Annotated in this window: 23 protein-coding genes; 12 read left to right on the top strand and 11 right to left on the bottom strand. The window is 51.9% G+C overall.

Annotated features, from left to right (window positions below; translation table 11 throughout):
- Positions 1 to 10: 10 nt before the first annotated feature.
- From B2R29_RS15200 to B2R29_RS15235, 8 genes are all read left to right on the top strand, one after another.
- Positions 11 to 514 (top strand): type II secretion system protein, encoded by a 504-nt coding sequence (locus tag B2R29_RS15200; RefSeq protein WP_068439345.1) that lies wholly within the window; start codon positions 11 to 13, stop codon positions 512 to 514.
- Positions 515 to 531: 17 nt separating this feature from the next.
- The gene (locus B2R29_RS15205; protein WP_301181832.1) at positions 532 to 999 is read left to right on the top strand and encodes a prepilin-type N-terminal cleavage/methylation domain-containing protein; all 468 of its coding nucleotides are present in this window, start codon (positions 532 to 534) and stop codon (positions 997 to 999) included.
- A 7-nt stretch (positions 1,000 to 1,006) separates the two neighbouring features.
- Positions 1,007 to 1,471 (top strand): pilus assembly FimT family protein, encoded by a 465-nt coding sequence (locus B2R29_RS15210; RefSeq protein WP_301181833.1) that lies wholly within the window; start codon positions 1,007 to 1,009, stop codon positions 1,469 to 1,471.
- A 15-nt stretch (positions 1,472 to 1,486) separates the two neighbouring features.
- Positions 1,487 to 1,972, top strand: coding sequence for a type IV pilus modification PilV family protein (locus tag B2R29_RS15215; RefSeq protein ID WP_301181834.1), 486 nt, complete (start codon positions 1,487 to 1,489; stop codon positions 1,970 to 1,972).
- Positions 1,972 to 2,799 (top strand): PulJ/GspJ family protein, encoded by an 828-nt coding sequence (locus B2R29_RS15220; RefSeq protein WP_301181835.1) that lies wholly within the window; start codon positions 1,972 to 1,974, stop codon positions 2,797 to 2,799. The genes B2R29_RS15215 and B2R29_RS15220 overlap by 1 nt, the downstream gene beginning before the upstream one ends.
- Positions 2,789 to 3,214, top strand: coding sequence for a hypothetical protein (locus B2R29_RS15225; RefSeq protein ID WP_076516652.1), 426 nt, complete (start codon positions 2,789 to 2,791; stop codon positions 3,212 to 3,214). Before B2R29_RS15220 ends, B2R29_RS15225 begins: the two co-directional genes overlap by 11 nt.
- Before the next feature lie 185 nt (positions 3,215 to 3,399).
- The gene (locus B2R29_RS15230) at positions 3,400 to 6,558 is read left to right on the top strand and encodes a DUF6701 domain-containing protein (protein ID WP_301181836.1); all 3,159 of its coding nucleotides are present in this window, start codon (positions 3,400 to 3,402) and stop codon (positions 6,556 to 6,558) included.
- A complete protein-coding gene (locus B2R29_RS15235) occupies positions 6,559 to 9,177 on the top strand; it encodes a DUF6701 domain-containing protein (protein ID WP_301181837.1) in 2,619 nt (872 codons plus the stop codon).
- Positions 9,178 to 9,215: 38 nt separating this feature from the next.
- On the opposite strand, the gene glnG is transcribed toward B2R29_RS15235, so the two are convergent.
- From glnG to B2R29_RS15250, 3 genes are all read right to left on the bottom strand, one after another.
- Positions 9,216 to 10,646, bottom strand: coding sequence for a nitrogen regulation protein NR(I) (glnG, locus tag B2R29_RS15240; RefSeq protein ID WP_301181838.1), 1,431 nt, complete (start codon positions 10,644 to 10,646; stop codon positions 9,216 to 9,218).
- Entirely contained in the window at positions 10,643 to 11,725 is a 1,083-nt protein-coding gene (gene glnL / locus B2R29_RS15245; protein WP_301181839.1) for a nitrogen regulation protein NR(II), read from the bottom strand. The genes glnG and glnL overlap by 4 nt, the downstream gene beginning before the upstream one ends.
- A 213-nt stretch (positions 11,726 to 11,938) precedes the next feature.
- Positions 11,939 to 12,490 (bottom strand): DUF4124 domain-containing protein, encoded by a 552-nt coding sequence (locus B2R29_RS15250; protein ID WP_301181840.1) that lies wholly within the window; start codon positions 12,488 to 12,490, stop codon positions 11,939 to 11,941.
- Between the two features lie 100 nt (positions 12,491 to 12,590).
- Here B2R29_RS15250 and dtd point away from each other — a divergent pair, with 100 nt between their 5' ends.
- Positions 12,591 to 13,025, top strand: coding sequence for a D-aminoacyl-tRNA deacylase (gene dtd, locus B2R29_RS15255; protein WP_301181841.1), 435 nt, complete (start codon positions 12,591 to 12,593; stop codon positions 13,023 to 13,025).
- A 146-nt stretch (positions 13,026 to 13,171) separates the two neighbouring features.
- On the top strand, positions 13,172 to 13,543 hold the full coding sequence (locus B2R29_RS15260) for a SirB2 family protein (RefSeq protein ID WP_301181842.1): 372 nt from the start codon (positions 13,172 to 13,174) through the stop codon (positions 13,541 to 13,543).
- Between the two features lie 83 nt (positions 13,544 to 13,626).
- On the opposite strand, the gene B2R29_RS15265 is transcribed toward B2R29_RS15260, so the two are convergent.
- The 3 genes from B2R29_RS15265 to B2R29_RS15275 all read right to left on the bottom strand — a co-directional run bounded on the left by B2R29_RS15265 (position 13,627) and on the right by B2R29_RS15275 (position 16,724).
- Positions 13,627 to 15,255 carry a methyl-accepting chemotaxis protein gene (locus B2R29_RS15265; protein WP_301181843.1) on the bottom strand — a complete coding sequence of 543 codons (1,629 nt, stop codon included), beginning with the start codon at positions 15,253 to 15,255 and terminating at the stop codon, positions 13,627 to 13,629.
- 124 nt (positions 15,256 to 15,379) lie between these two features.
- Positions 15,380 to 16,042: a 2OG-Fe(II) oxygenase gene (locus B2R29_RS15270; RefSeq protein ID WP_300428570.1), complete on the bottom strand. Its 663-nt coding sequence runs from the start codon at positions 16,040 to 16,042 to the stop codon at positions 15,380 to 15,382.
- An 88-nt stretch (positions 16,043 to 16,130) separates the two neighbouring features.
- The gene (locus tag B2R29_RS15275) at positions 16,131 to 16,724 is read right to left on the bottom strand and encodes a TMEM165/GDT1 family protein (RefSeq protein WP_300428571.1); all 594 of its coding nucleotides are present in this window, start codon (positions 16,722 to 16,724) and stop codon (positions 16,131 to 16,133) included.
- Between the two features lie 314 nt (positions 16,725 to 17,038).
- Here B2R29_RS15275 and B2R29_RS15280 point away from each other — a divergent pair, with 314 nt between their 5' ends.
- Both B2R29_RS15280 and B2R29_RS15285 read left to right on the top strand, forming a co-directional pair.
- Positions 17,039 to 18,100, top strand: a complete 1,062-nt coding sequence (locus tag B2R29_RS15280; protein ID WP_301181844.1) for a peptidase M42 — start codon at positions 17,039 to 17,041, stop codon at positions 18,098 to 18,100.
- A gap of 22 nt (positions 18,101 to 18,122) precedes the next feature.
- Positions 18,123 to 18,470, top strand: coding sequence for a hypothetical protein (locus tag B2R29_RS15285; RefSeq protein ID WP_300428573.1), 348 nt, complete (start codon positions 18,123 to 18,125; stop codon positions 18,468 to 18,470).
- Here B2R29_RS15285 and B2R29_RS15290 read toward each other — a convergent pair.
- The 5 genes from B2R29_RS15290 to B2R29_RS15310 form a co-directional block, all read right to left on the bottom strand.
- The gene (locus B2R29_RS15290; protein WP_300428574.1) at positions 18,467 to 18,856 is read right to left on the bottom strand and encodes a peptidylprolyl isomerase; all 390 of its coding nucleotides are present in this window, start codon (positions 18,854 to 18,856) and stop codon (positions 18,467 to 18,469) included. The genes B2R29_RS15285 and B2R29_RS15290 overlap by 4 nt on opposite strands.
- Before the next feature lie 84 nt (positions 18,857 to 18,940).
- Positions 18,941 to 19,453: a paraquat-inducible protein A gene (locus B2R29_RS15295; RefSeq protein WP_301181845.1), complete on the bottom strand. Its 513-nt coding sequence runs from the start codon at positions 19,451 to 19,453 to the stop codon at positions 18,941 to 18,943.
- Positions 19,450 to 19,803 carry a HopJ type III effector protein gene (locus B2R29_RS15300; protein ID WP_301181846.1) on the bottom strand — a complete coding sequence of 118 codons (354 nt, stop codon included), beginning with the start codon at positions 19,801 to 19,803 and terminating at the stop codon, positions 19,450 to 19,452. Before B2R29_RS15300 ends, B2R29_RS15295 begins: the two co-directional genes overlap by 4 nt.
- Before the next feature lie 103 nt (positions 19,804 to 19,906).
- A complete protein-coding gene (locus B2R29_RS15305; RefSeq protein WP_301181847.1) occupies positions 19,907 to 20,368 on the bottom strand; it encodes an NlpC/P60 family protein in 462 nt (153 codons plus the stop codon).
- A 30-nt stretch (positions 20,369 to 20,398) separates the two neighbouring features.
- Entirely contained in the window at positions 20,399 to 20,953 is a 555-nt protein-coding gene (locus tag B2R29_RS15310; protein ID WP_301181848.1) for a YbhB/YbcL family Raf kinase inhibitor-like protein, read from the bottom strand.
- Positions 20,954 to 21,048: the final 95 nt, after the last annotated feature.

Here is a 21,048-nt window from a genome sequence, read left to right on the forward strand (position 1 = left end):
AGGTTTAAGTATGCCAACGACGTTACTGAACGTCGGCCGGAAACGAGGCTTCTCTCTACTCCAGTCGGCGATCGCATTGGCGGTAATGATGGTCGGGATACTGATTCTGGTGCCCCGGATGGACAACATTATCGAGGATGCCTGGCGTGCACATGTTAAGTCGGTGGGTAGCTCCCTGCAGACCGGAGTGATGATTTTCCGGAAAGCCTGGATGACCGATAAAAACAGCACCCTGCTTGAAGGCTTTGCTATGAATCAATATGGCTGGCCGGTACCGCAGGAACCGGACGGGATGTCCGGATCAGGAGTAACAACGACACTGAGTTGTGAAGCGCTGTGGAATAGTCTTCTGGATATAGAAGTTCCGACACTGACCGCTGGTGATAATGCCAGCGCCGATTTCCGGGTCGAAGTCGTAGAGGGACATTGTCGGTACTACCACAGAGCAAGTGGCGACAGATTTTACATTGACTATAGCTCGGCCGATGGCCGCGTAAGCTGGAATATCCGATAACACACAGGAGTCGGGACATGAAAAAACAAAGAGGTTTTACACTGATCGAACTGGTCATGGTAATTGTTATTCTCGGTGTGCTCTCTGCCTTTGCGCTGCCGCGTTTCGCAGATTTTGGTCAGGACGCGCGGGTTGCCAGTCTGAATGCACTGGCTGGAGCACTCCGTGCAGCCGCCAATATTGCTCACGCGCAGCAGCTGGCAGATGGCTCGACACCCGGTCAGGCAGTGGTTCTTGAAGGTGCCTCTATCGCTATGGTGAATGGTTACCCTCAGGCCGTACAGGCTGGTATCACTGACGCTGCTCAGGTGGCGGGTGACTACCAGATTACTCATGGAACCGCCGCAGGTGGTGAAGAGGCAGTTTACACCCTGACAACTGGCGCTGGCTGTACTGTGACTTACACCGCTGCAACCGCCGCAGTGGAAAACGTGAATCCAATCACCGCCGCGCCAAAGGTTGTTGTTGATCCAAACGGTTGCTGAGGCTGATTTGATCCGCCAACGAGGCTTTACTCTGGTTGAGATGATAATGGTGATCACATTGATCGCCATTATCTCAATCGGCGCAAGCAGCCTTTTCCTGAATACCGATCGCTACACTACGCTTGCTGCTCGTGAGCAACTGGTGTCGGTAGCAATCCTTGCTCAGAGAAGAGCACTGGCAAATGCAGTGGCGGCAACTCCGGTCAATCTCACGGTTTCTCAGACCAGCTCTGATTGGCTTTTCACTGTTTCGCAGGGGACAACCACCTTTGGCACGCGGGAAGCTCCGCGCGCAGGGGCAGCGCTGGCCATTAACGGTGCTACTCTGGCTAACGGTGGCAGCACAACGATTAATTTTGATATCAATGCAGAAACCGGCGCTGCGAATCAGTTTGTTTTTTCCGCTGGTAATTCTCACTCACTCTGTATTTCTGCCAGTGGTTTCGCCTATATCGGCAACTGCCAGCCCTGAAGGAGGCACGCACTTATGCTAAGAATGCGCGGCATGTCTCTGGTCGAAATGGTCATTACTATCGTCATTATTTCTGTCGCCTTAGTTGGTTCTCTGCGGGCGTTCAGTGTTCTTACCGGGCGATCTGCTGACGTTCTTATTCAGACCCGCTCCGTCGATCTGGCTCAGCTTTATTTTGATGAAATACTGTCGCGTCGCTATGACGAGGCCACGGGGACGAATGGTGTTCCTGCCTACACTGGGGCGTGTCGGATTACTAATGACGGCGAAAGCCGTGACAATTACGATGACGTCGATGATTACGATGCCGTCACCAACGAATCCCCGGATACGATGGACGCCTCTCTTGCAACGGATTACAGCGGCTACACGGTGTCTATCAACGTAGTCTGTGATGACTCTATTGGTGTGAACACCGGTGGCGCTAAGCGTATAGAAATCACGATTGACGACCCGATCGGCGATACCTCGGTATTCTCTATGTATAAGGGGAATTACTGATGGTAACAAAAGTGATGACGTTAACTTATCTGCGGCGTCAGTCTGGATTTACCCTGGTTGAGCTGGTGATGACATTGGTGGTGGCTGCGGTGTTGGGCATCATGTCGGTTCAGTTTATCCGCTCTACCAGTGAAGGTTTTATCTCAAGCAACGGTCGTGAACAATTAGCGGCGGCTGGCTATGTCGTTAACGAACAGATCAGCCGCGGATTGCGCGACGCTCTACCGGGCAGTATCCGTACCACCGCTGACGGACTGTGCGTTGAATATATGCCTGTAGTCGCCGCTTCGATGTACACCGATTTATCGGTTAATTCGGCAGTTACCTCATTCCGTGCCGCACCATATTCTGTATCCGACGGTGCGAGTGGTTACGTATCTGTTTATCCTATCGGGTCGGCTAACCTGTACGCCCAGAATGATCCGGGACCTCTGACGCCGGATATCGGCTCAGTGCCCGCGGGGACAGCCGAGGTTGATGTCACGCTTGCGAGCTCTCATACCTTCCCATCAGATTCGCCGGAGCGTCGCTACTATTTAACGTCTGCGCCTGAAGCCGTCTGTCAGGATGGAGCCTATCTCTATCGTTACCGCAACTACGGCTTTATCAGTGACGTCGCTAACCTAAAGGCAGCCTTACCTACCAATCGGGCTGGCGGTCGCACCGTTCTGGCATTTCCACTTCAGGCAGGATCCATGACATTTCGCTTTCAGAATCCAACGCTGGCGCGAAGTGGCCTGGTGGCATTTGAGTACGTGCTGCAACACCCGACAACAGGCGAGACGCTTTCCATGGGGCAGCAGGTGAGGGTTGTTAATGTTCCCTGATGATGTGAAACGGATAGCTCTATCCCCGCAGCGCGGCTTTGGTCTGCCAATGGCGCTGTTTGTTATTACTGTGCTTGCTGTGATCGTCACGGTAATGGGGTCTATGCAGACGACCAGTGGTCAGTCGAGTGTGCTTCATATTCAGGGGAAGCGCGCTTTTTACGCTGCTGAATCAGGTACCGAAGCGGCTCTTAATGTACTGCTGCCTCCGGATGGTTCTCCCGGACGCGCCTGTGCAACTTCCCCATTTTTTACTGCGACTTTTACTGCTCCTGGTCTGCGCGGATGCAGTGTTTCCGTCAGTTGTGTTCAGATGACCGTCGATGGCGAGGATCTCTATACCCTGATATCGCAGGGTTCTTGTGGCACCGGACTTGATCAGGCGTCACGAACGCTAGAAGTTCGGGCTCGGTAGTGTTTCCCGCCTATAGCTAGATTGCCGTTACATAGCGCTGTGATTACGAGGTTAATACAGTCCATCGTGACGTTTTGTGAAAGAATAGAAAAAGCCAAACTGAAGAATATCATTTAGTTATATCGGGAAGGTTTAGCAAGGTGCTGCAGGTTTTGCCGTAACCAAAGGTTAGCTGGAAGAATATTATGCTGAAATATGCGCTGCTGTCTTTATTGTTTACCTCCATGAGTGCCATGGCTCGCATCGATTTATGGTCGGACGACTTCGAGCGGAGCAATCTGAACGGCGGTCCTCAGAAGTACACAGTAACGCCTATTGGTTCTCGTGGTGAGGCGGGCATTGGAACTTACATCGCAAACTCCGGTTCCCGCAGCATGTTTATTTGTTGCGATGAGGTTTACGTTACTTCAGATCCAATGGACCTGAGTGCTTCGAATTACGCAGAAGTTAATTTCTGGTTAAGAAGCGGTTCTGATAACTACAGTGAATGGCCTTCAAGCAGTGATGATCTCCGCCTGGATGTTTTGCTGGATAATGGCAGCTGGCAGGCTTTGCAGTTATGGGAAGGTGGCGGCTCGTTAGGAGGGGATACCTACAACGTTTATGCCAGAATTCCTGTTGCAGGCTTACACAGTAATTTCCGTTTTCGTTTTTACCAGGCTGACGGCTCAGGAAGCTCTTTTACCCGTCGGGACTTCTGGCATATTGATGACCTGAAGGTGACCGATTTTGAAGTGGGCACCACTCGCTATCCACTTTTCGAAGATCAGTTTGAACGCAATTTCCTTCTGTCACCACCTCCCGGCGGAACATTACCTGATTGGTACGTCACCATTTTCGACGGTAATTTTACATCGCAAATCAGTAATCACACCGCTGAAACTGGCACCCGTAGCATGTTTACCTGCTGCGGTGAGCGAACCACGACCACACGTAGCATCGATTTGTCCGGAGAGACGTTTGTCGAATTGGAGTACTGGATTCGCTACGGCGATGATAACTTCAGTGGTACAGATGCCATCACGCCCGGAAACTACGACAGTGAAGACCCGTCCGCAGCTGAAGTATATGTTCAGATTTATCTGCCTGATGGCACCTGGCGTACGATTGATTTCCATGACCCCGCAGCATCAAATTCGGGCGAAGCATACCGATATGAGGCTCGGGTACCTGACGATGCCCTGCACAGCGACTTCAGGCTCAGGTTTTATCAAGCTGATGGCACGACATCGATATTCAAGCGTTACGACTTTTATCATATCGATAACGTCTATGTCGGCACGAGGGATGACACGTCATCTGCGGTTCACCACTTCAGGTTTTCGTATAATTCTGCAGCACTGACCTGTAATCCGCAGGACGTGACGATTCAGGTGTGTGAGGACGCATCCTGCTCAAGCCTGTATACAGACCCTGTAGACATTTTTTTATCACCGACAGGGTGGGTTGGTGGAAACGCAGTAACGATTACCGGTGGGAGCCGGGTTGTGTCGTTGGCGCGTACGACAGCCGGAACGATTGATCTTGATGTTGTGTCTTCAGTGCCGGTAATGACTGGTTCAACCAACCGCTGCTCAATCGATGGTGGTTCTTTTACTCCCTCATGCTCTCTGACTTTCTCAGACTCGGGTTTTTTGGTAAACGTCCCTGATATTGTTGCGGGTAAAGCCACATCCGCGGCAACGATTCAGGCCGTTCGTAAAAGCGATAGCGCAGCGGAGTGCATGCCTGCGTTTGCTAATGTCACTAAAAATGTGAATTTCTGGACCAGTTACGATATTCCTGCGTCAGGTACGATGGCGACATCACTTGGCGGTGCGGCAGTATCAGGAAATAGTCTGACACCAACGACGTTGGCCATGAACTTTGATGCTAATGGGCAAGCAGCTCTTCCGGATTTAAATTATCTTGACGCCGGTCAGAAATCGCTTTACGCCAGATACGTGGGTACCGGCGCTGACCTCGGCCTGATTATGGAAGGAAGTGACTCTTATATCGCACGTCCTGCTGGGCTGTGTGTGGATACCGGCAGCATTTGTACTTCAGGCTCAGCGGCCTGTGGAGTATTTGGTGTAGCGGGAGTTTCTTTTGATGTCGATATTACCGCTGTCGCCTGGGAGTCTGATGGAGACTCCAACTTCTGCTCAGGTAACAGCGGTACGCCGAATTACAACTCTGGCGGTAACGTCGTATTGTCATCGAGCTTGTTGGCGCCGAATCCGGGGAGCCCCGGCGCTGTAGAGCCAACCGGGTACAATCATCTTGCTGCAAACGGGTCCGGTGGGAAGAATACCGTTGGGCTCGCACAGAGCGAAGTCGGAGTATTTACTTTCAGTGCGACCCCTCCACTGTATCTGGGGGCTGCGCTGGGGTCGACCTCAAGCACGACTTCTGTCACTTACACCAGCCAGCCAACTGGCCGGTTTATTCCCGATCACTTTGAGGTTGCGGTCAGTGATATGGGTGAATTCTCGTCAGGTTGCCCAACGGACAATACCTATACTGGCCAGTCATTCAATTGGTTAATTGCTCCTGCGGTGATCTTTACTGCCTATAACGCTGCGACCCCTAAAGCGATTACTGAAAACTACACGCACAATGATTTTCGTCGCCTGACTGCGGCAAATGTCGCAGATAACATTACTTATCCGACGGAGGATAACTTGACGGATGGTAGCGATGGCAACCGGATGCAGCTTTCTGGAGCACCTGACACTCAATTTAACGATGGTACGATCAGTGTTACGGGCGCAGGACAAACTGAATATGTGTTTTCTGCGGCTGATACTCTCGCCTACTTGCGCAGTAGCGTCGCCGAAATTAATCCGTTTAACCCTAACTTAGTCTTCGAAATTGATTCCGCCGTCACGGATGGCGAGGTGAGCGTAAACAACGCGGTAAATATCACGCCGGATGGTAGCGACGTCGATATACGTTTTGGTCGATTGATCGTCGAAGACAGTTATGGGCCCGAAAACAGTGATCTGACGCTTCCGATGCACACGGAGTATTACCAGGATGGGGAGTACATCCTGAATACGTTTGACTCCTGCACAGGCTGGAGCAGCGTCAATGCCAGCGTAAACAGCCTCAGCAGCGTACAGACGGATTCTGATACGCTTTCGTCCGGGAGTTCGGGAAGTGATGGTCTTCGATTAACAGCGCCAACGAATGTTGCGGGCACGCCAGATATTGGGGATGCCACAGTCACTTATGATGCTCCAGCCTGGCTGGAGGGGGATTTTAACGGGGATGGCAACTTCAACAATGATCCATCAGCAACGGCAACGTTTGGTATTTATCGAGGCCATGAACGAGTTATCTACAAAAAAGAGGTGAGATAAATGCGCCTCAGCAACAGGAAAGTTCGCGTACCGCTCACGGTTTGGGTTATTTCGGCATTATTTTATCTGTGCGCTTCCTCTGTGTCGGCTCTACCGGTGCTGTTTAACCTGCTTAACAGTGCCGTCGTCGGTGTGGACTGGATTGCCAGTAATACCTCCCGGGTGGTGATTAATTCACTTGGCGAACTCAACCTTCGTAACGGTTATGTCGAAGTCGAGTCGCGGGTGTTTGATTTCTCAGAAGCAGATTCCGTCGATATTAACTTCGATGTATACGTACCTTTCAGTCTCGGGTTTGGTCTTATCGGTACAGCACCCAATCCGGGAGAAGACTTAGTTGTTCAGTACCGGCGCAGTAACGGCGGCTGGCAGACTCTGACGACCTTTGTTGCAGACTATGGCTTTCTTGGGTTGCTCTCGATAGGAGATAGCTATTCCTATTCCGCCTCGTTGCCTGCAGATGCTTACCACGATAATTTTCAGTTACGTTATGTCATGACCGGCGGAGGGATCAGTTTCTTCGATCTTCTCGGTGATAACTGGTATGTCAGTGATATTGAGATCACTGCGGATCTGCCACCGGCTGGCCCGGATCATTTCCGGTTATCCTATGAGTCTGACGCTTTAACCTGCAAGCCCCAGACGGTTGATATTCTGGCATGCGCAGACAGCACTTGCTCCAGTCTGTACACCGACGATGTGAATATAACCTTGTTGCCAGCGGGGTGGGTCGGCGGCAATACACGAACTCTGTCGGGCGGAAGTGGTAGTTTTGAGCTGCGCCAGACTGTCACAGGTACAGCGGTTGTCGGAATCTCATCATCTTCCCCTTCCAAAGTCGGCGGAAGCAATCTTTGTTCAGTGGATGGAGGCAGTGCTTCAGTGAGTTGTAGTCTCACGTTTGCTGACTCCGGTTTTTTAGTCAGTGTACCTGACTTCCTATCAGCGAAAGGGCCTGCCTCGGCGACTCTGCAGGCAGTCAGAAAAAGCGATGACTCGCCCGAGTGTGTGCCGGCTTTCGCAAACGTATTGAGGGATGTGGATTTATATACCCGTTACGACGCGCCTGCTTCTGGCAGTAAACCCGTGAGAATATCAGGCGTTGATATTTCTACATCGCCTGCAAATCCAACAAGCGTATCTCTCAGTTTTGATGCTTCCGGCACCGCCTCACTGACGCCCTTTAACTATGACGACGCAGGGCAGAAAACACTGTTTGCCAGTTATACCGGAAGTGGTGCTGATGCTGGACTGATCCTGAACGGACAAACCAGCTTTGTAGCGCGCCCGGCGGGTCTGTGTATTGATCCAGCTAATGTCTGTAATGAGCCTTATGAAGACTGCCCTGTGTTTGCGCTCGCAGGTGCGGCATTCCCGGTTAATATTCGTGCGGTCGCGTGGGAAGCAGATAGCGACAGTGATTTCTGTTTGGATAATATCACGACACAAAATTACAGCTCAGTATCGCCAATTACTTTGTCTTCAACCGTTGTCGCACCAGCCGCCGGACAAAATGGCACACTGGAACCTGCTGAATATATTCACACTGCGAGCGTCAGCGGTGTTTCGAGTATTAATCTTGCGCAAGGAGAAGCCGGTGTATTTACTCTAAGTGCAACGCCGCCTTTGTATTTTGGCGCAGCGCTCGGCACCTTGTCAGATACCAATTTAGCTGCCTTCTCAAGTGCTCCGTTGGGGCGGTTTGTTCCCGCATATTTTGAGGTGAGTGTGGCAGACTCTGGCATATTTTCTGGCGCCTGCACTACTGGTAACAGCTACACCGGGCAATCTTTTTCATGGCTGTTAGCGCCAGCATTAACTATTTCTGCTTACAACGCAGCGGCCGATGCTCAGATTACTCAGAATTATACTGATACTGCTTTTATGCGTTTATCGGCCGGTGACGTATTTAATGGAGTTTCATTCCCGTTAGTCGACCAGGGTGTTATGGGCAAGGATGGCCTGGCGCTCCCTTTGGCTGGTTCTCCTACGATTGAATATCAGGCTGGCTCATTAACGGTAAGTACGCCGGGGGTGATGGAGTATGTCTTTTCACCACTAGATAACATCGCCTATGTGCGTGATTTAAATGCTGAAATAAATCCTTTTTCTCCGGAGCTGCAATTTACGCTTACCGGTGTTACCGACGGCGAGGTAACCCAGTCTGCCAGTGTCGACTTTACACCTGATGGTAGTGGGGTGAGTGTGCGCTTTGGCCGTATGCGTTTACAGGATACCTTTGGTGCCGAAACCCACGATCTGACCGCAAGGCTGATCACAGAATATTTCCAGGGCGGCAGGTATGTACAGAATACTGACGATGACTGTACCGTCTGGGACAGTGCCAATGCTTCTGTCGATGGTATCAGTCAGATTACGGCCACCTCAGGTCAGTTAACCGGGGGGAGCAGTGGTAATGCGGGAATTACCTTGCTCGCGCCAACACTGGTACCCGGTACACCGGATACAGGTGATGCGACTCTGAGCTACACTGCGCCGCTTTGGTTACAAGGAGATTATGATGGTGACGGTAGTTTTGAATCGCCCTCATCAACCGTCAGCTTCGGTGTCTTTCGCGGGCATGAACGCATTTTATACCGCAGAGAAGTCCGGGAGTAATAAACTCCCGGTTGTTTTGTAACGATCAGCTAGATTAGTCAGTCATCGCCATGATCGTCATCATGATGATCATCGGTGTCCATCTGCAGTTCTTTGATTTTTCTGGTGAGGGTATTACGGCCCCAACCAAGAAGATTCGCAGCATCGCGACGGCGACCGGCGGTGTGCTTAAGCGCGGTCTCAATCATAATGCGTTCAAAGATCGGGACGGCTGTATCCAGCAGATCGGTCATGCCTGAGGCAAGCTGCTGATCAGCCCAGAAACGCAGGTTCTGTTCCCAGTTACCGGACGTCTGAATATCGCTTTTCTGTTCCAGAAGCTCTGGCGGCAGGTCTTTCACCAGTACTTCACGACCGGATGCCATTACTGTGATCCAGCGGCAGGTATTCTCAAGCTGGCGGACGTTACCTGGCCAGTCCAGCGTTGATAAAAACTCTTCAGTTTCCGGGCGCAGTGTTTTGGTTTCTACTTCCAGCTCTTCGGCTGCACGCTGTAGGAAGTGCGTCAGCAGTTTAGGAATATCTTCTCGACGATCGGCCAGGCGTGGCAAGTGAATACGAATGACATTCAGGCGATGGAATAAATCCTCGCGGAATTTTCCGTCTTTTACCAGCCCCTCCAGATCCTGGTGGGTTGCCGCAATAATGCGCACGTTTACTTTTACCGGTGTTGTACCACCTACGCGATAAAATTCGCCATCTGCCAGTACCCGCAACAGTCGCGTTTGGGTATCTGCTGGCATATCGCCGATTTCATCGAGAAATAAAGTGCCACCATTCGCTTGCTCAAAGCGCCCGCGACGTTGGCCGCCAGCACCTGTAAATGAGCCTTTCTCATGGCCAAAAAGCTCAGACTCAATCAGATCTTTCGGGATCGCAGCCATGTTCAGTGCGATGAAAGGTTCTGGCGCTCGTGGGCTGTGCTTGTGTAAGGCGTGGGCAACCAGTTCTTTACCGGTACCGGATTCACCATTGATTAACACCGTAATATTCGACTGCGACAGACGACCAATCGCCCGGAAAACTTCCTGCATTGCAGGGGCTTCGCCGATAATTTCCTGAGTTGGCATTTCAGGTTCGATGGTCGGTGTCTGTGCTGAAATTTCAGAGAAATGATCAATGGCTCGCTGAATCAGGCTAACGGCTTCGTCGACATCGAATGGCTTGGGAAGGTATTCAAAGGCACCGCTCTGATAGGAGCTGACCGCGCTTTCGAGATCCGAGTGCGCTGTCATGATGATGACGGGCAGGTCAGGATGGGCTTCGTTAGCATGCTTCAGCAAAGTAAGACCATCCATGCCTGGCATACGGATATCCGTAATAATGGCGCTCGGGTGCTCTTTTTTCAGTTGATTCAGCGCAGGCTCGGCCTGCTCAAACACTTTGGTTTCAATCCCTGCCTGTTGCAGTGCTTTTTCTAAAACCCAGCGGATGGATTTATCGTCATCAATGATCCAGACAGTGCTCATAGTGATTCCAAAGGCAGATAAATAGAGAATGTGGTGCGTCCGGGCTCGGATTCAAATTCAATGATGCCGTCGCACTGATTAATAATGGATTGTGATATCGAAAGACCAAGACCAGTACCCTCAGGGCGGCCTGTCACCATAGGATAGAAGAGGCTCTCTTGAATCTCTTCAGGAATGCCCGGGCCGTTGTCGGTAATGTCGACACGAACAACCAGACGATGACGGTGGTGACCAATCGTGAACTGACGAATCGATCGGGTTTTCATCGTCAGTGATGGGGGCCGCTCAGGATTTGGATTTTCCATCATGGCTTGCATCGCGTTGCGGCAGACATTCAATAAGGCTTGTACCATCTGTCCGCGATCGGCTTCCATTTCAGGAATAGAAGGATCGTAGTCGCGGATGATTTCAATCTTATGTTCTGATTCTACGTCGACCAGCTGACACACACGCTCAAGCACTTCGTGAATGTTAATTTCTTCCGTCTGAGGCAGAGTACGAGGGCCAAGCATGCGGTCAACGAGATCGCGCAGGCGGTCCGCTTCCTCAATAATAATATTGGTGTATTCCGCAAGGTCGGCCGTGGGTAACTCACGCTCCAGCAACTGAGCCGCACCGCGAATGCCACCGAGTGGATTCTTGATCTCGTGGGCCAGGCCGCGCACCAGATTGCGGGTCGTTTCCTGCTTAGCGATCAGCTGCTCTTCGCGGCTGATGCGCATCAGGCGGTCACGCCCTTGCAGTTCAACCAGCAGGCAGGGCAGGCGTGTTTCAGGATGTGAGAGTGGGCTTACGCTATAGTCCAGCGTGGCCTGCTGCTGATTGTGTAGCTCAATGGTCGCTTCGCGTTTGGTGTAAGAGTGCCCGTTGATGAGAGCATCGCGAAAGGCCTGTGTGGCTTCGTCAGACTCTCGGGCGAGCATGGTGAACTCTACCCCTTTTCCACGTTGGCCACTGACTTCAAGCAGGGCTTCAGCCGCGGGGTTCATGAAAATAATACTCAGATCCGCATCCAGCAGAACAACCCCGGTATTCAGGTGTTCCATCAGGCGTTGATTGAGGTGTGGGCTGGCGAGCATAGCTATCTCCGTTTGCACTCAGTTCAGCAATAATTGAGCCAGAAGTGAAATCTGCACATAAATGGCGCGAGGTCGCTTCCAGCGTGCTGCCTGACTGTTCAAGTGGAGAAAAATATACCTCAATATGCACTAATTATGTGCATTAGGTGGGGCTGATGATGTGTTTTGGTGCTCTTTTTCGGTGCCTTGACCCTCTTTGAGGCACCGCAGTTGTTATCGGGCCAGAGACGATGCACGCTTCACATGCAGAATGATGGGCTGGCTGGTGATCCGGACTTCGCCGTCAGGCCCCCTCACTTCCATCTGCAGGCGATGTTCACCTCGGTCCAGGTTGTCTAGCTGAAAACTGGTCTGGCTGCCGCGAGCTATTTCAGTACCGGCGTCCAACAGTACAATGCTGTCTTTTTTCTGAAGTGCTGGGGTAAGCACACCTGAAATCCGCACATCGCCATTCACGCCGATGGGCAGTGTAGTACCATCGGCCGGAGAGATAATACTTAGGCTGGTATACGTTGGCGTAACCGGCTCATCGCTCGATTCACCAGAAGGGCGTTCGGGCTCAGGAACATTAAACGCAGGCATGGACGGCAGCTCTTGAACCACATGAGTTTCTGAGCCCGCGCTTTTACGATCGCTGAATATCGGGTTACCGTCGGCATCCCGTGTGATATACACCTTGGTCTGGGCAATAGCGGGGAGCGCACTGGTGACCAAAATAGCCGCAGTGGCCAGAAGCGTTATAAAGGTGGTCGTTGAGTGTCGCATATCCATATCTCCGGGGTGCTAAGGCACGTATTTGAACTGAGTATAGAACGCGCTATCCTGCGCCCGCAAACCGCAGCGGTATTTCAGTGGGAGTTTTTCAATGATTGGCTTGATACAAAGGGTGTCTGAGGCAAGTGTTTGTGTCGACGGTGAGGTCATTGGTAGCGCCGGGCGCGGTCTGCTGGTGTTGCTTGGCGTGCAGAAAGGCGATGATCAGGAAAAGGCTGACCGCCTGTTAGATAAAATTCTGCGCTACCGGGTCTTCCCGGATGATGAAGGGCGAATGAACCGGAGCATCAGCGATATCGACGGCGATCTTCTGGTTGTTTCTCAGTTTACCCTGGCGGCAGACACCCGAAAGGGCACACGCCCGGGCTTTTCAGGCGCAGCAGCACCGGACGATGCCAACGCCTTGTATGAATACTTTTGTGCGCGGGCCAGTGGAAAAGTGACTACGGGTACCGGATGTTTCGGTGCAGATATGCGGGTATCTCTGGTAAACGATGGTCCGGTGACTTTCTGGTTGGAGGTTTGACCCAGGTTCAGGAGCGCTTTATTGATACCGGTCAAGTTTCATTGTCCGGCGCTTCTGATATGCTTCGCGGCTGACCGATCGTCCGAGGGTACCCAGCCCGGCGTAAACATTTAAAATCCGAATAATGAAGGAATCCCGTCATGTACATGGCACTTAAACATTCACACATTGGCTTTGTTTACCTGTCGTTTATTCTGTTTCTGGTCCGCTTTGGACTGGCAAATTACAAGCCTGCGCTTAACGGTAATAAAGCACTGAATATCGCAACGCACGGCATTAACGCACTGCTTCTCGCGACTGCGGGTGCTCTGTGTGTGACTCTGAGTCAGTATCCGTTTGAAGCGGCGTGGGTAACAGCAAAACTGTTGGGCCTGATTGCATACGTTGTGCTGGGTGTAATTGCGATTAAGAAGGTCAATGTAAAGGCCTTTGTTCTGGCGATCGTCGTATTTGTATATCTGTTTGGCGTGGCTAAAGCGCACAGTGCGTTATCTTGGGTAGGTATGCTGATCGCTTAATCTTCACGTAGCTTTGCATCAAAAAAGGCAGCCTTAGCTGCCTTTTTTGTGCACATTTTTCTACTTGCTGATTAAAAACGCCATCAGACAGTGAAGTTAGAAACGCTTTTGCGCATATCGGAAATATTCTGCTCAAGCACATTCACAGAGTCGACCAACTGGCGGGTACTGGCCTGGTTTTCCTGACTCATATGGCGAGCCTCGGTCAGGTTCTGATTAATGTTGTTTATCACAGATGTCTGCTCTTCAATCGCTGAAGCGACTTGCAGCACCTGATCTTTGATCCGCACCAGCGCGCCCGATACCTCACCTATGTTCGACTCTGAGGCTCTTGCGGTTTCGACCGAGCGCTCAGCGGTTTCTTCACCACCCTGCATACTGTTCACCGCGCGGTTTACGCCACTCTGTAGTTTGTCGATCATGCTGTTAATGTCTTCCGTTGCCTGCTGGGTTTTGCTGGCCAGGCTGCGGACTTCATCAGCAACAACCGCAAAGCCCCGGCCTTGTTCGCCTGCGCGCGCTGCCTCAATAGCCGCATTAAGCGCCAGCAGGTTCGTTTGCTCAGCGATGCCCTTAATAACATCCAGCAAAGAGGCGATGCCTGTGGTTTCCTGTTCCAGCTCGCGGATGACACCGGCTGATTCACTGACGCTGTTGGCAAGCGCTGCAATGTCGGTGACGGCACTGCGGAATTGTTCAGCAATTTCACGGACGTGCTTTTCAGCGTTGGTCGCTTCTTCGGCGACGCGTGTGGATGACTGGCTGACTTCGCCAATCGCCTGTTCCATTTCACGGTTCGCATGAGTCACGTGCTCAAGCTCGGCAACGAACTGAGCTGTGGTTTCCTGACTCTTCTGGGCGCCCTGTTCGAGTTGCTCAGTCGTGCCACGTACCTGATTCGAAACCGTCTGAACATTGGTGACCAGGCTTTGCATGCCTTCAAGGAATTGATTGAAGGTCTTCGCCATTTCACCAATTTCGTCGTTACTTTCAACCGTGAGGCGGCGGGTCAGGTCGCCTTCACCACGAGCCAGTTTATCCAGCGCCCAGGTGGTTCGTTTGATAGGTCGGGTTAACAGCGGTGGAAGCAGGACAATCACTGCGATGATGATGGCAACCGATAAGCCTGTGAGGATGAGCAGGTTGTTCCTCGCGGATTTATTCAGCATGACACCGTCTGAATGCAGAGCGGCGGCTGATTCAGATAGGTTCTCACCAACGGTATCCAGAATCTCACGCGCTGATTCAAATTCTTTTTCGAGCGTCCCTGTGCTGAGAGCTTCTGCTTGCTCATAAGAAATGCGCCCCGAGGTCACATCTGCAACGAGTTTTTCTGACTTAGGGCGCCACTTCGCGAAGGCCGCCAGAAACGCTTCGGCCTGAACCCGTGTTTTGTCATTTACTTGCATATTAATGACGGCATTCAGGCGATCGTACACTTGATCCAGGTTCTCTTTATGAGATGCCTTGAGGCCTTCGTAGCTTCCGCCAAAAGCCAGAGTGCGCTCGGCGATCTGAGCTTGATACAGGTCGCGGTCAGCATTAAGCACCTTATTCAGGGCCGGGGTGTAGGTGCCATTAATCAGCTCTGATGTTGTCGTGACACCACTCAGAGTATTCAGCTGAAGTATGCTGAGGATGACGAGAAGCACCCCAATGACAGCCAAAGGTATACGAAGCTTCAGAGTGAGGCTCAGATCGCGCCAGTTCATACGTTTCTCCACAGAACAGGGACTATCCATAGAGCATAGTTCATGTTGGGCCAGTCGCCAGAGAATTGTGTAACCGGATATGCGGCCTGAAGGCCGCTACTGGGTGCTAGAAGAGAGAGCGTTATCAGGCCTGTAAGCTGAGGAGATCGCGACTGTTATTAACCCGGAACCAACCGGCAATGCTGTAACGATGATTCTTTGCGGGCAGCACTTCGTGAGGAAATTCTTCAGACAGAAAAATCACCAGACGATTCAACACGGGCTGAACCTGCGTAATCAGCTGATCTTCTTCAGCATCATAAATGGCAAGCTCTCCGCCATCGCCGGGCTGCCAGTTGTCGTTCAGGTAATAGACTGTGCTGAGTACGCGATTGGATTGTCCTTTAAAAGCATCGTAGTGCTTTTTGTATCCCGCACCGGGTGGGTAATGCGCGAAATGACTTTCGTATTCAAACAGCCCTAACAGCAGCTCCCGGTTGGCGTAACCGCGCAGGTGCTCCATGGCCGTTAGCCAACCGGATTCTGAGGCGTCTGAGCGATTCATCCACTGGATGGAGTCCTGGCGGATACTACGCGCAATCGTGTGATCGTCGCGACGTCCGATACCGGCTACTTTGAGGTCGCCCGTGTTTTTTATTGCCAATATCCTCTGCTGCAGTGCACGTGAGAGTGCCGCAGGCAGTGCATCGTCTACAACTACATAACCATCGCTGCGAAGCGCATCCATGATGGTATTCAGCAAAGGAAGGCAGCGAGCGGGCACTGCACTGTTATTGATGGCGTTCACGGGCGGGTATCCAAGTAGGCGAGGCGCGGTTATACCCGCCGCAAATCACGGCGTACAACGAGAAAACTTTGTCGTGACGATCAGGGATTCAGCTGCTTAAAAGCGTGTAGGCTGCAAGACCGAGGAAGACGACGGCCGTGAGGCGGCGAGCAAGGTCTAAAGGCAACCGGTCCATTAACCACTGCCCCCAGATCACTACAGGCGCATTGGCGATTAACATGCCCAGCGTGGTGCCCGCAGTAACCCAGAAAAAACTCTGAAATTCCGCGGCGAGAATCACCGTGGCTATCTGTGTTTTATCTCCGACTTCGGCGATAAAAAACAGCAGAGTGGTGGCGATAAAGGCGCCATATTTAGCGAAATTATCGTCGTCATCATCTTCTTTATCCGGAATCAGTACCCAAAGAGCCATCAGGGCAAATGATCCCGCCAGTACATAGTCGACGACTCGACCAGATAACCAGCTTTCCATGTTTTCACCGATCCAGATACCTCCCCAACTCGAGAGACCATGATTCAGTAGAGTGGCAACGAGAATACCGCCAATGATTGCCCACTTATTACGGAAGCGTGCAACTAGCAGGAGTGATAGCAATTGTGTCTTGTCGCCAACTTCGGCAATAGCGACAGCGACGGTAGAGGCCAGAAAAGGTGAGGCACTGAAGGTGGTAATATCAAACATAAAAACTATTCCGGGCGATGATGAGCACAAGATAACGTCACAGCATCGCCCAGCGACTGTGTCGTTATCTCAGGTCTCATCAATCCCGATGACGGGACGTCTGCACCATGAGCTTGAGGCTCAATTATGTTGATACAGACACCAGAATCAGCAGCCTGATTGGCTGTGACGGCAGATTACTCCCCCAAGAGAGCGCTCATAGTAACATTTTCTTATCTGTACGATAAATAAATCTCGTTTTACCTCAAGCGACACCGGTGCAACTATCTGCGCATCTTAACCATACCAACCAGTACCTACAGAGGCGGACTGCCGTGTTATCTCAATCGTTTCGTGATCTTCTGACCATCCTTGCGCGTGCGCCGTCTGTGGTCGGTGCAGAACATTCGTTTTTCCGGGTATTGCAGCGCGCGCTGGAAGAACGCGGAGCCGACGTAAAGTGGTACGAAGGTGTGCTGGTGGCACAGGGGCGCCGCCCGCACTCTTTAATGCTGTCGGCCCACATCGACCGTCATGGTCTGATCTGTACTGGCCCGAACGAGTTTCAGTATGCCGCGTTTGTGTCAGGCGGTCGCTCTGACCTGCTGGGTAATTCTGTTTCTGAAGAACTGATGCAGCTGATTGTTGACCGCATGGGTGACGAGAAGGTTTTCGCTTATGAGCCATGGTCGGGCATGTACCGTGGCCGTGGCAGTATTCGTCAGACGTATGTGTGTCCGCATCGCAATAACCTGATCTTCGAACTCGAAGGTCTTGAGCACGTGGTCGCGGGTACGCCAGTAGCCTTTCAGGATGATCTGCGCATTACCGACGACAGCGTAACCGGCCAGATGGATAACGTTCTTACGGCGGCCATTCTGGTGTACCTGTTTGAACTGGGCTTTGAAGGCACCGCTTTCTTTACCGCACAGGAGGAAGCGGGCCGGAGCTGGCGTTACCTGCTGGAATGGTTCCGCCGTTTTGGTGGATCAACCAACCAACTGGTAGTGGTGGATACCAGCCCGTTCCCGGATGTGCCCACTGCACGTGAGCATACGCTGACGCTGCGCCACAGTGATGCCAATGCCGAGTTTAATGAAGAGCTGACTCAACAACTGGCTGATACCTGTGAACGCATGGGTATCACCTACCAGTTTAAAGACAGCTACATTAAGGCGCAGAACGCAGCACTGGAAGCGCAGGGTGAATCGCCAAAGTCACTGGGTTCGACCGAGATGGGGCGGATTATTTCAGCGTCAGGCGGGCTGGTGGACGGGACGACACTGCAGATACCGACCACGGGATATCACACCATGGATGAGAGTGCATCTGTGGTAGCCTGTGAAGCGTTTATTGATGTGCTGTGTGATCTTGCTGGTATTCAGCCGGAAGAGTGATACAGAGTGCCTGTGAGAAACTATGAGTAAACTACCCACGCCTGATCTTAATGATCAGGCCGACAACTGCTTGCTGATCGCTCGCGGTGACGACGTATCACCGCATTGGCTGGTCTATGAAGTGCATCGGGATTTTTTGTCTGCACCGCGTACCTTTGCAGTATTTCGCTTATGGTCAGAATACGATTTTGACTGGTTAGGGGATGAGTTCACCGAAGGTCTGCAATGCATCAGTGCGGCGGATCAGCACTGGCGTATCAGTCTGCCCAGACTGAGGTTTGAGTGCTGGGGTGAACTTGAATTTATTCAGACCTGTTACGGCGCCGCATCGGCCTCTGAGGCGTTGGTGCGTGCTCTGACGCCGGATTAATCGTCGTTAGAGGCTGAGTCTGCGTCTGAATTTGAAATTGGAACCGATTCTGATTCTGGAACCGGATCGGTGGTGTGAATATCATCAATCCGCTCTCGCAGCTCTCCTATTTGTCCGGCCGGGCGAATAATATGAAAACCGTAACGGGTTTCTACCGGGCCAATCCAAGGGCTGCTGCCGTCGTATTCCTGCATGGCCTGAATCATCTCTTCGGGCAGATCATCGACGTCGTGATCTCCCGCAAATCCTTTGTTTGAACCCGACGGGCAGGCTGAGTGTTCGGCCGCCAGATCTTCAAAGCGGGCGCCTAACGTCAGCTCTTTGAGAATATCGTCAGCCAGCAACGGGCTTTTCAGAAGAATATGGTTCAGCGGGATGATGGTCACTGGAAGCCTCCGGAGGATTGGATCGTCGGCTTCCAGTATAGACGCTATCTCAATAGAGAAAGGGCAGGGGTACTTCCGGGGGAATTATTTGGGCAGGCGGTGCTGAGCGAGCAACTGACCTGAGATGATCGACAGAATGCAGAAGCTCAGAAACCACCAGAAACCATCGAGCAGCGTCGCCTGCATTTCAGCGGTCGCTTTGGCGGTTAAAAATGCCACCAGAATACCGACCACAAACACATCGACCATCGACCACTTGCTGATCGCGGCGACAATGCGCCAGCGCAGATCGCTTGGCCACAACCAGGTGAAGAGAATCGTCAGACCTTTAAGTACTGGGATAACCACACTGAAAGTCACGATCAGAAATGCCACCAGGGCATAACCCTGATCATTCAGAGATGTCACCGTCTCCCAGATGGAACGGGTCTCGTTGAACAGTTCTGCCTTCAGGCCAAACATATTCACGCTGGCCTTAATCGTCATGATCGGCTCAGTCACCCCGGGCCAGAGTACCACGTAGCTGGCAATGGCCAGTAACAGGCCGAGGCGCTGTGCCCAGGTAGACTGTTGCAGGCTGTTGACCAGACGGTTCATGCTTTCGCCTTCAGCGGAAATTGATCGAAAGTGATGTTATCGGTGCCTTCGCGCAGAACGCGGCGCAGGTTGTGGTGGTTATCAACGTCTGGCGTCGCCAGCACATCACGATAATGTTCGCCGAACAGACGCAGCGTCGTTTCTTTGTCCAGCTCCAGTAGCTGACTCAGAGCAAACACCTTAGCGCTGCCCTGATTCTGGTCTGCGCTATTCATCACGCCGCCGTTATTGAACGCGGTTGGCGTGAAATCGTACCAGCCTTCGATAAACGCCAGTGTCGATGCAAACATATGCTCATCGGTGGTCAGAGAATCCAGAAATTCAGACTTGGCTTTGGCGAAATCGGTCATGAGCGTCCTCAAAATATGGGCTTAATAAAAGTAAGAATAAATACGAATTTATGAGAGGCGACAAATTAGCAGAAATGCCGCGGGGCTGCTATGTCTGAACAGGCTAGTGTATGGGTACTCGCCGGGCGTGAGTGAAGCGCTTCTTCCAGTAATCGGAGGTCAGATACGAGACCATAACCCCGCGACTGCTCGACACATGCAGAAACTTATCCTGCTCTATGTAAATGCCGACATGCCGGGAGTTCACTCCTGTATCAAAAAATACCAGATCCCCGGAGCGCAACGAGTGTCGAGAGACCGGAACACCCTGACTGGATTGTTGGCGGGTGCTGCGCGGCAGTTGGGTATTAAATTCATCACGAAACGTCACGTATACCAGCCCTGAGCAATCAATCCCACGCTCTGATAAACCACCAAGGCGATGGGGCGTGCCCTGCCATTGCTGGTATTCATTGTAGAGGCGGGAGCGGACATCCGGGTTTTCAAACTGGATTGAACTCTGGCTATCGGGACCGGGAAGCGCCTGAAAGCCAGAGCAACCAGAGAGCAGTACTGTAAAAAACAACAGACTGCTCCAGACCTTAACGGGCATCAATCAACGACCGTACATGCCAGTGATTGAGGTTTTCTCTATGGTATTCGCATTCACCATATAGCCGATCAGAGCAGCGCTGGCGTCTTTTGGTAGGTCCAGCTGCTCAACAGACAGGGCGTGCACTGTGAATATATAGCGGTGAGGGTCATCACCCACTGGCGGACATGCGCCACCAAAACCGTAAGTGCCAAAATCTGAGCGGCCATGCACCGCGCCATCAGGCAGATTTTCGCCCCCGGTCATGCCTGCATTAGTTGGCAGAGTCGTGACATCCGCCGGGATGTTATAAACAATCCAGTGCCACCAACCCGAACCTGTAGGTGCATCCGGGTCGTAGACTCTGACCACATAACTCTTGGTGCCCTCAGGGCCTGCTGTCCAACTCAGATCGGGTGAGATATTTTCCCCTTCGCAACCAAAGCCTTTAAACACCTGAGTATTCGCCAGGGTGCTGCCGTCGGCAAAGGTGTCACTTGAAACAGCAAAATCGTCAGCCAGAGCACTACCTGACATAAGTGCCAGAGTGGTACCCAGAAGGGTTGCGGTGCGGCGCATAAAAGTCTCCTGTTTAAATACTGAAAAGCGGACTCTTAAACTATCAGTCTTTCAATAATTTTTCATAGACTTCTTGCGAAAAGAGGCGAGACGGT

It is taken from the genome of Thalassolituus sp. UBA3500, from assembly GCF_002377545.1.
Classification (GTDB): Bacteria; Pseudomonadota; Gammaproteobacteria; order Pseudomonadales; family Oceanobacteraceae; genus Thalassolituus.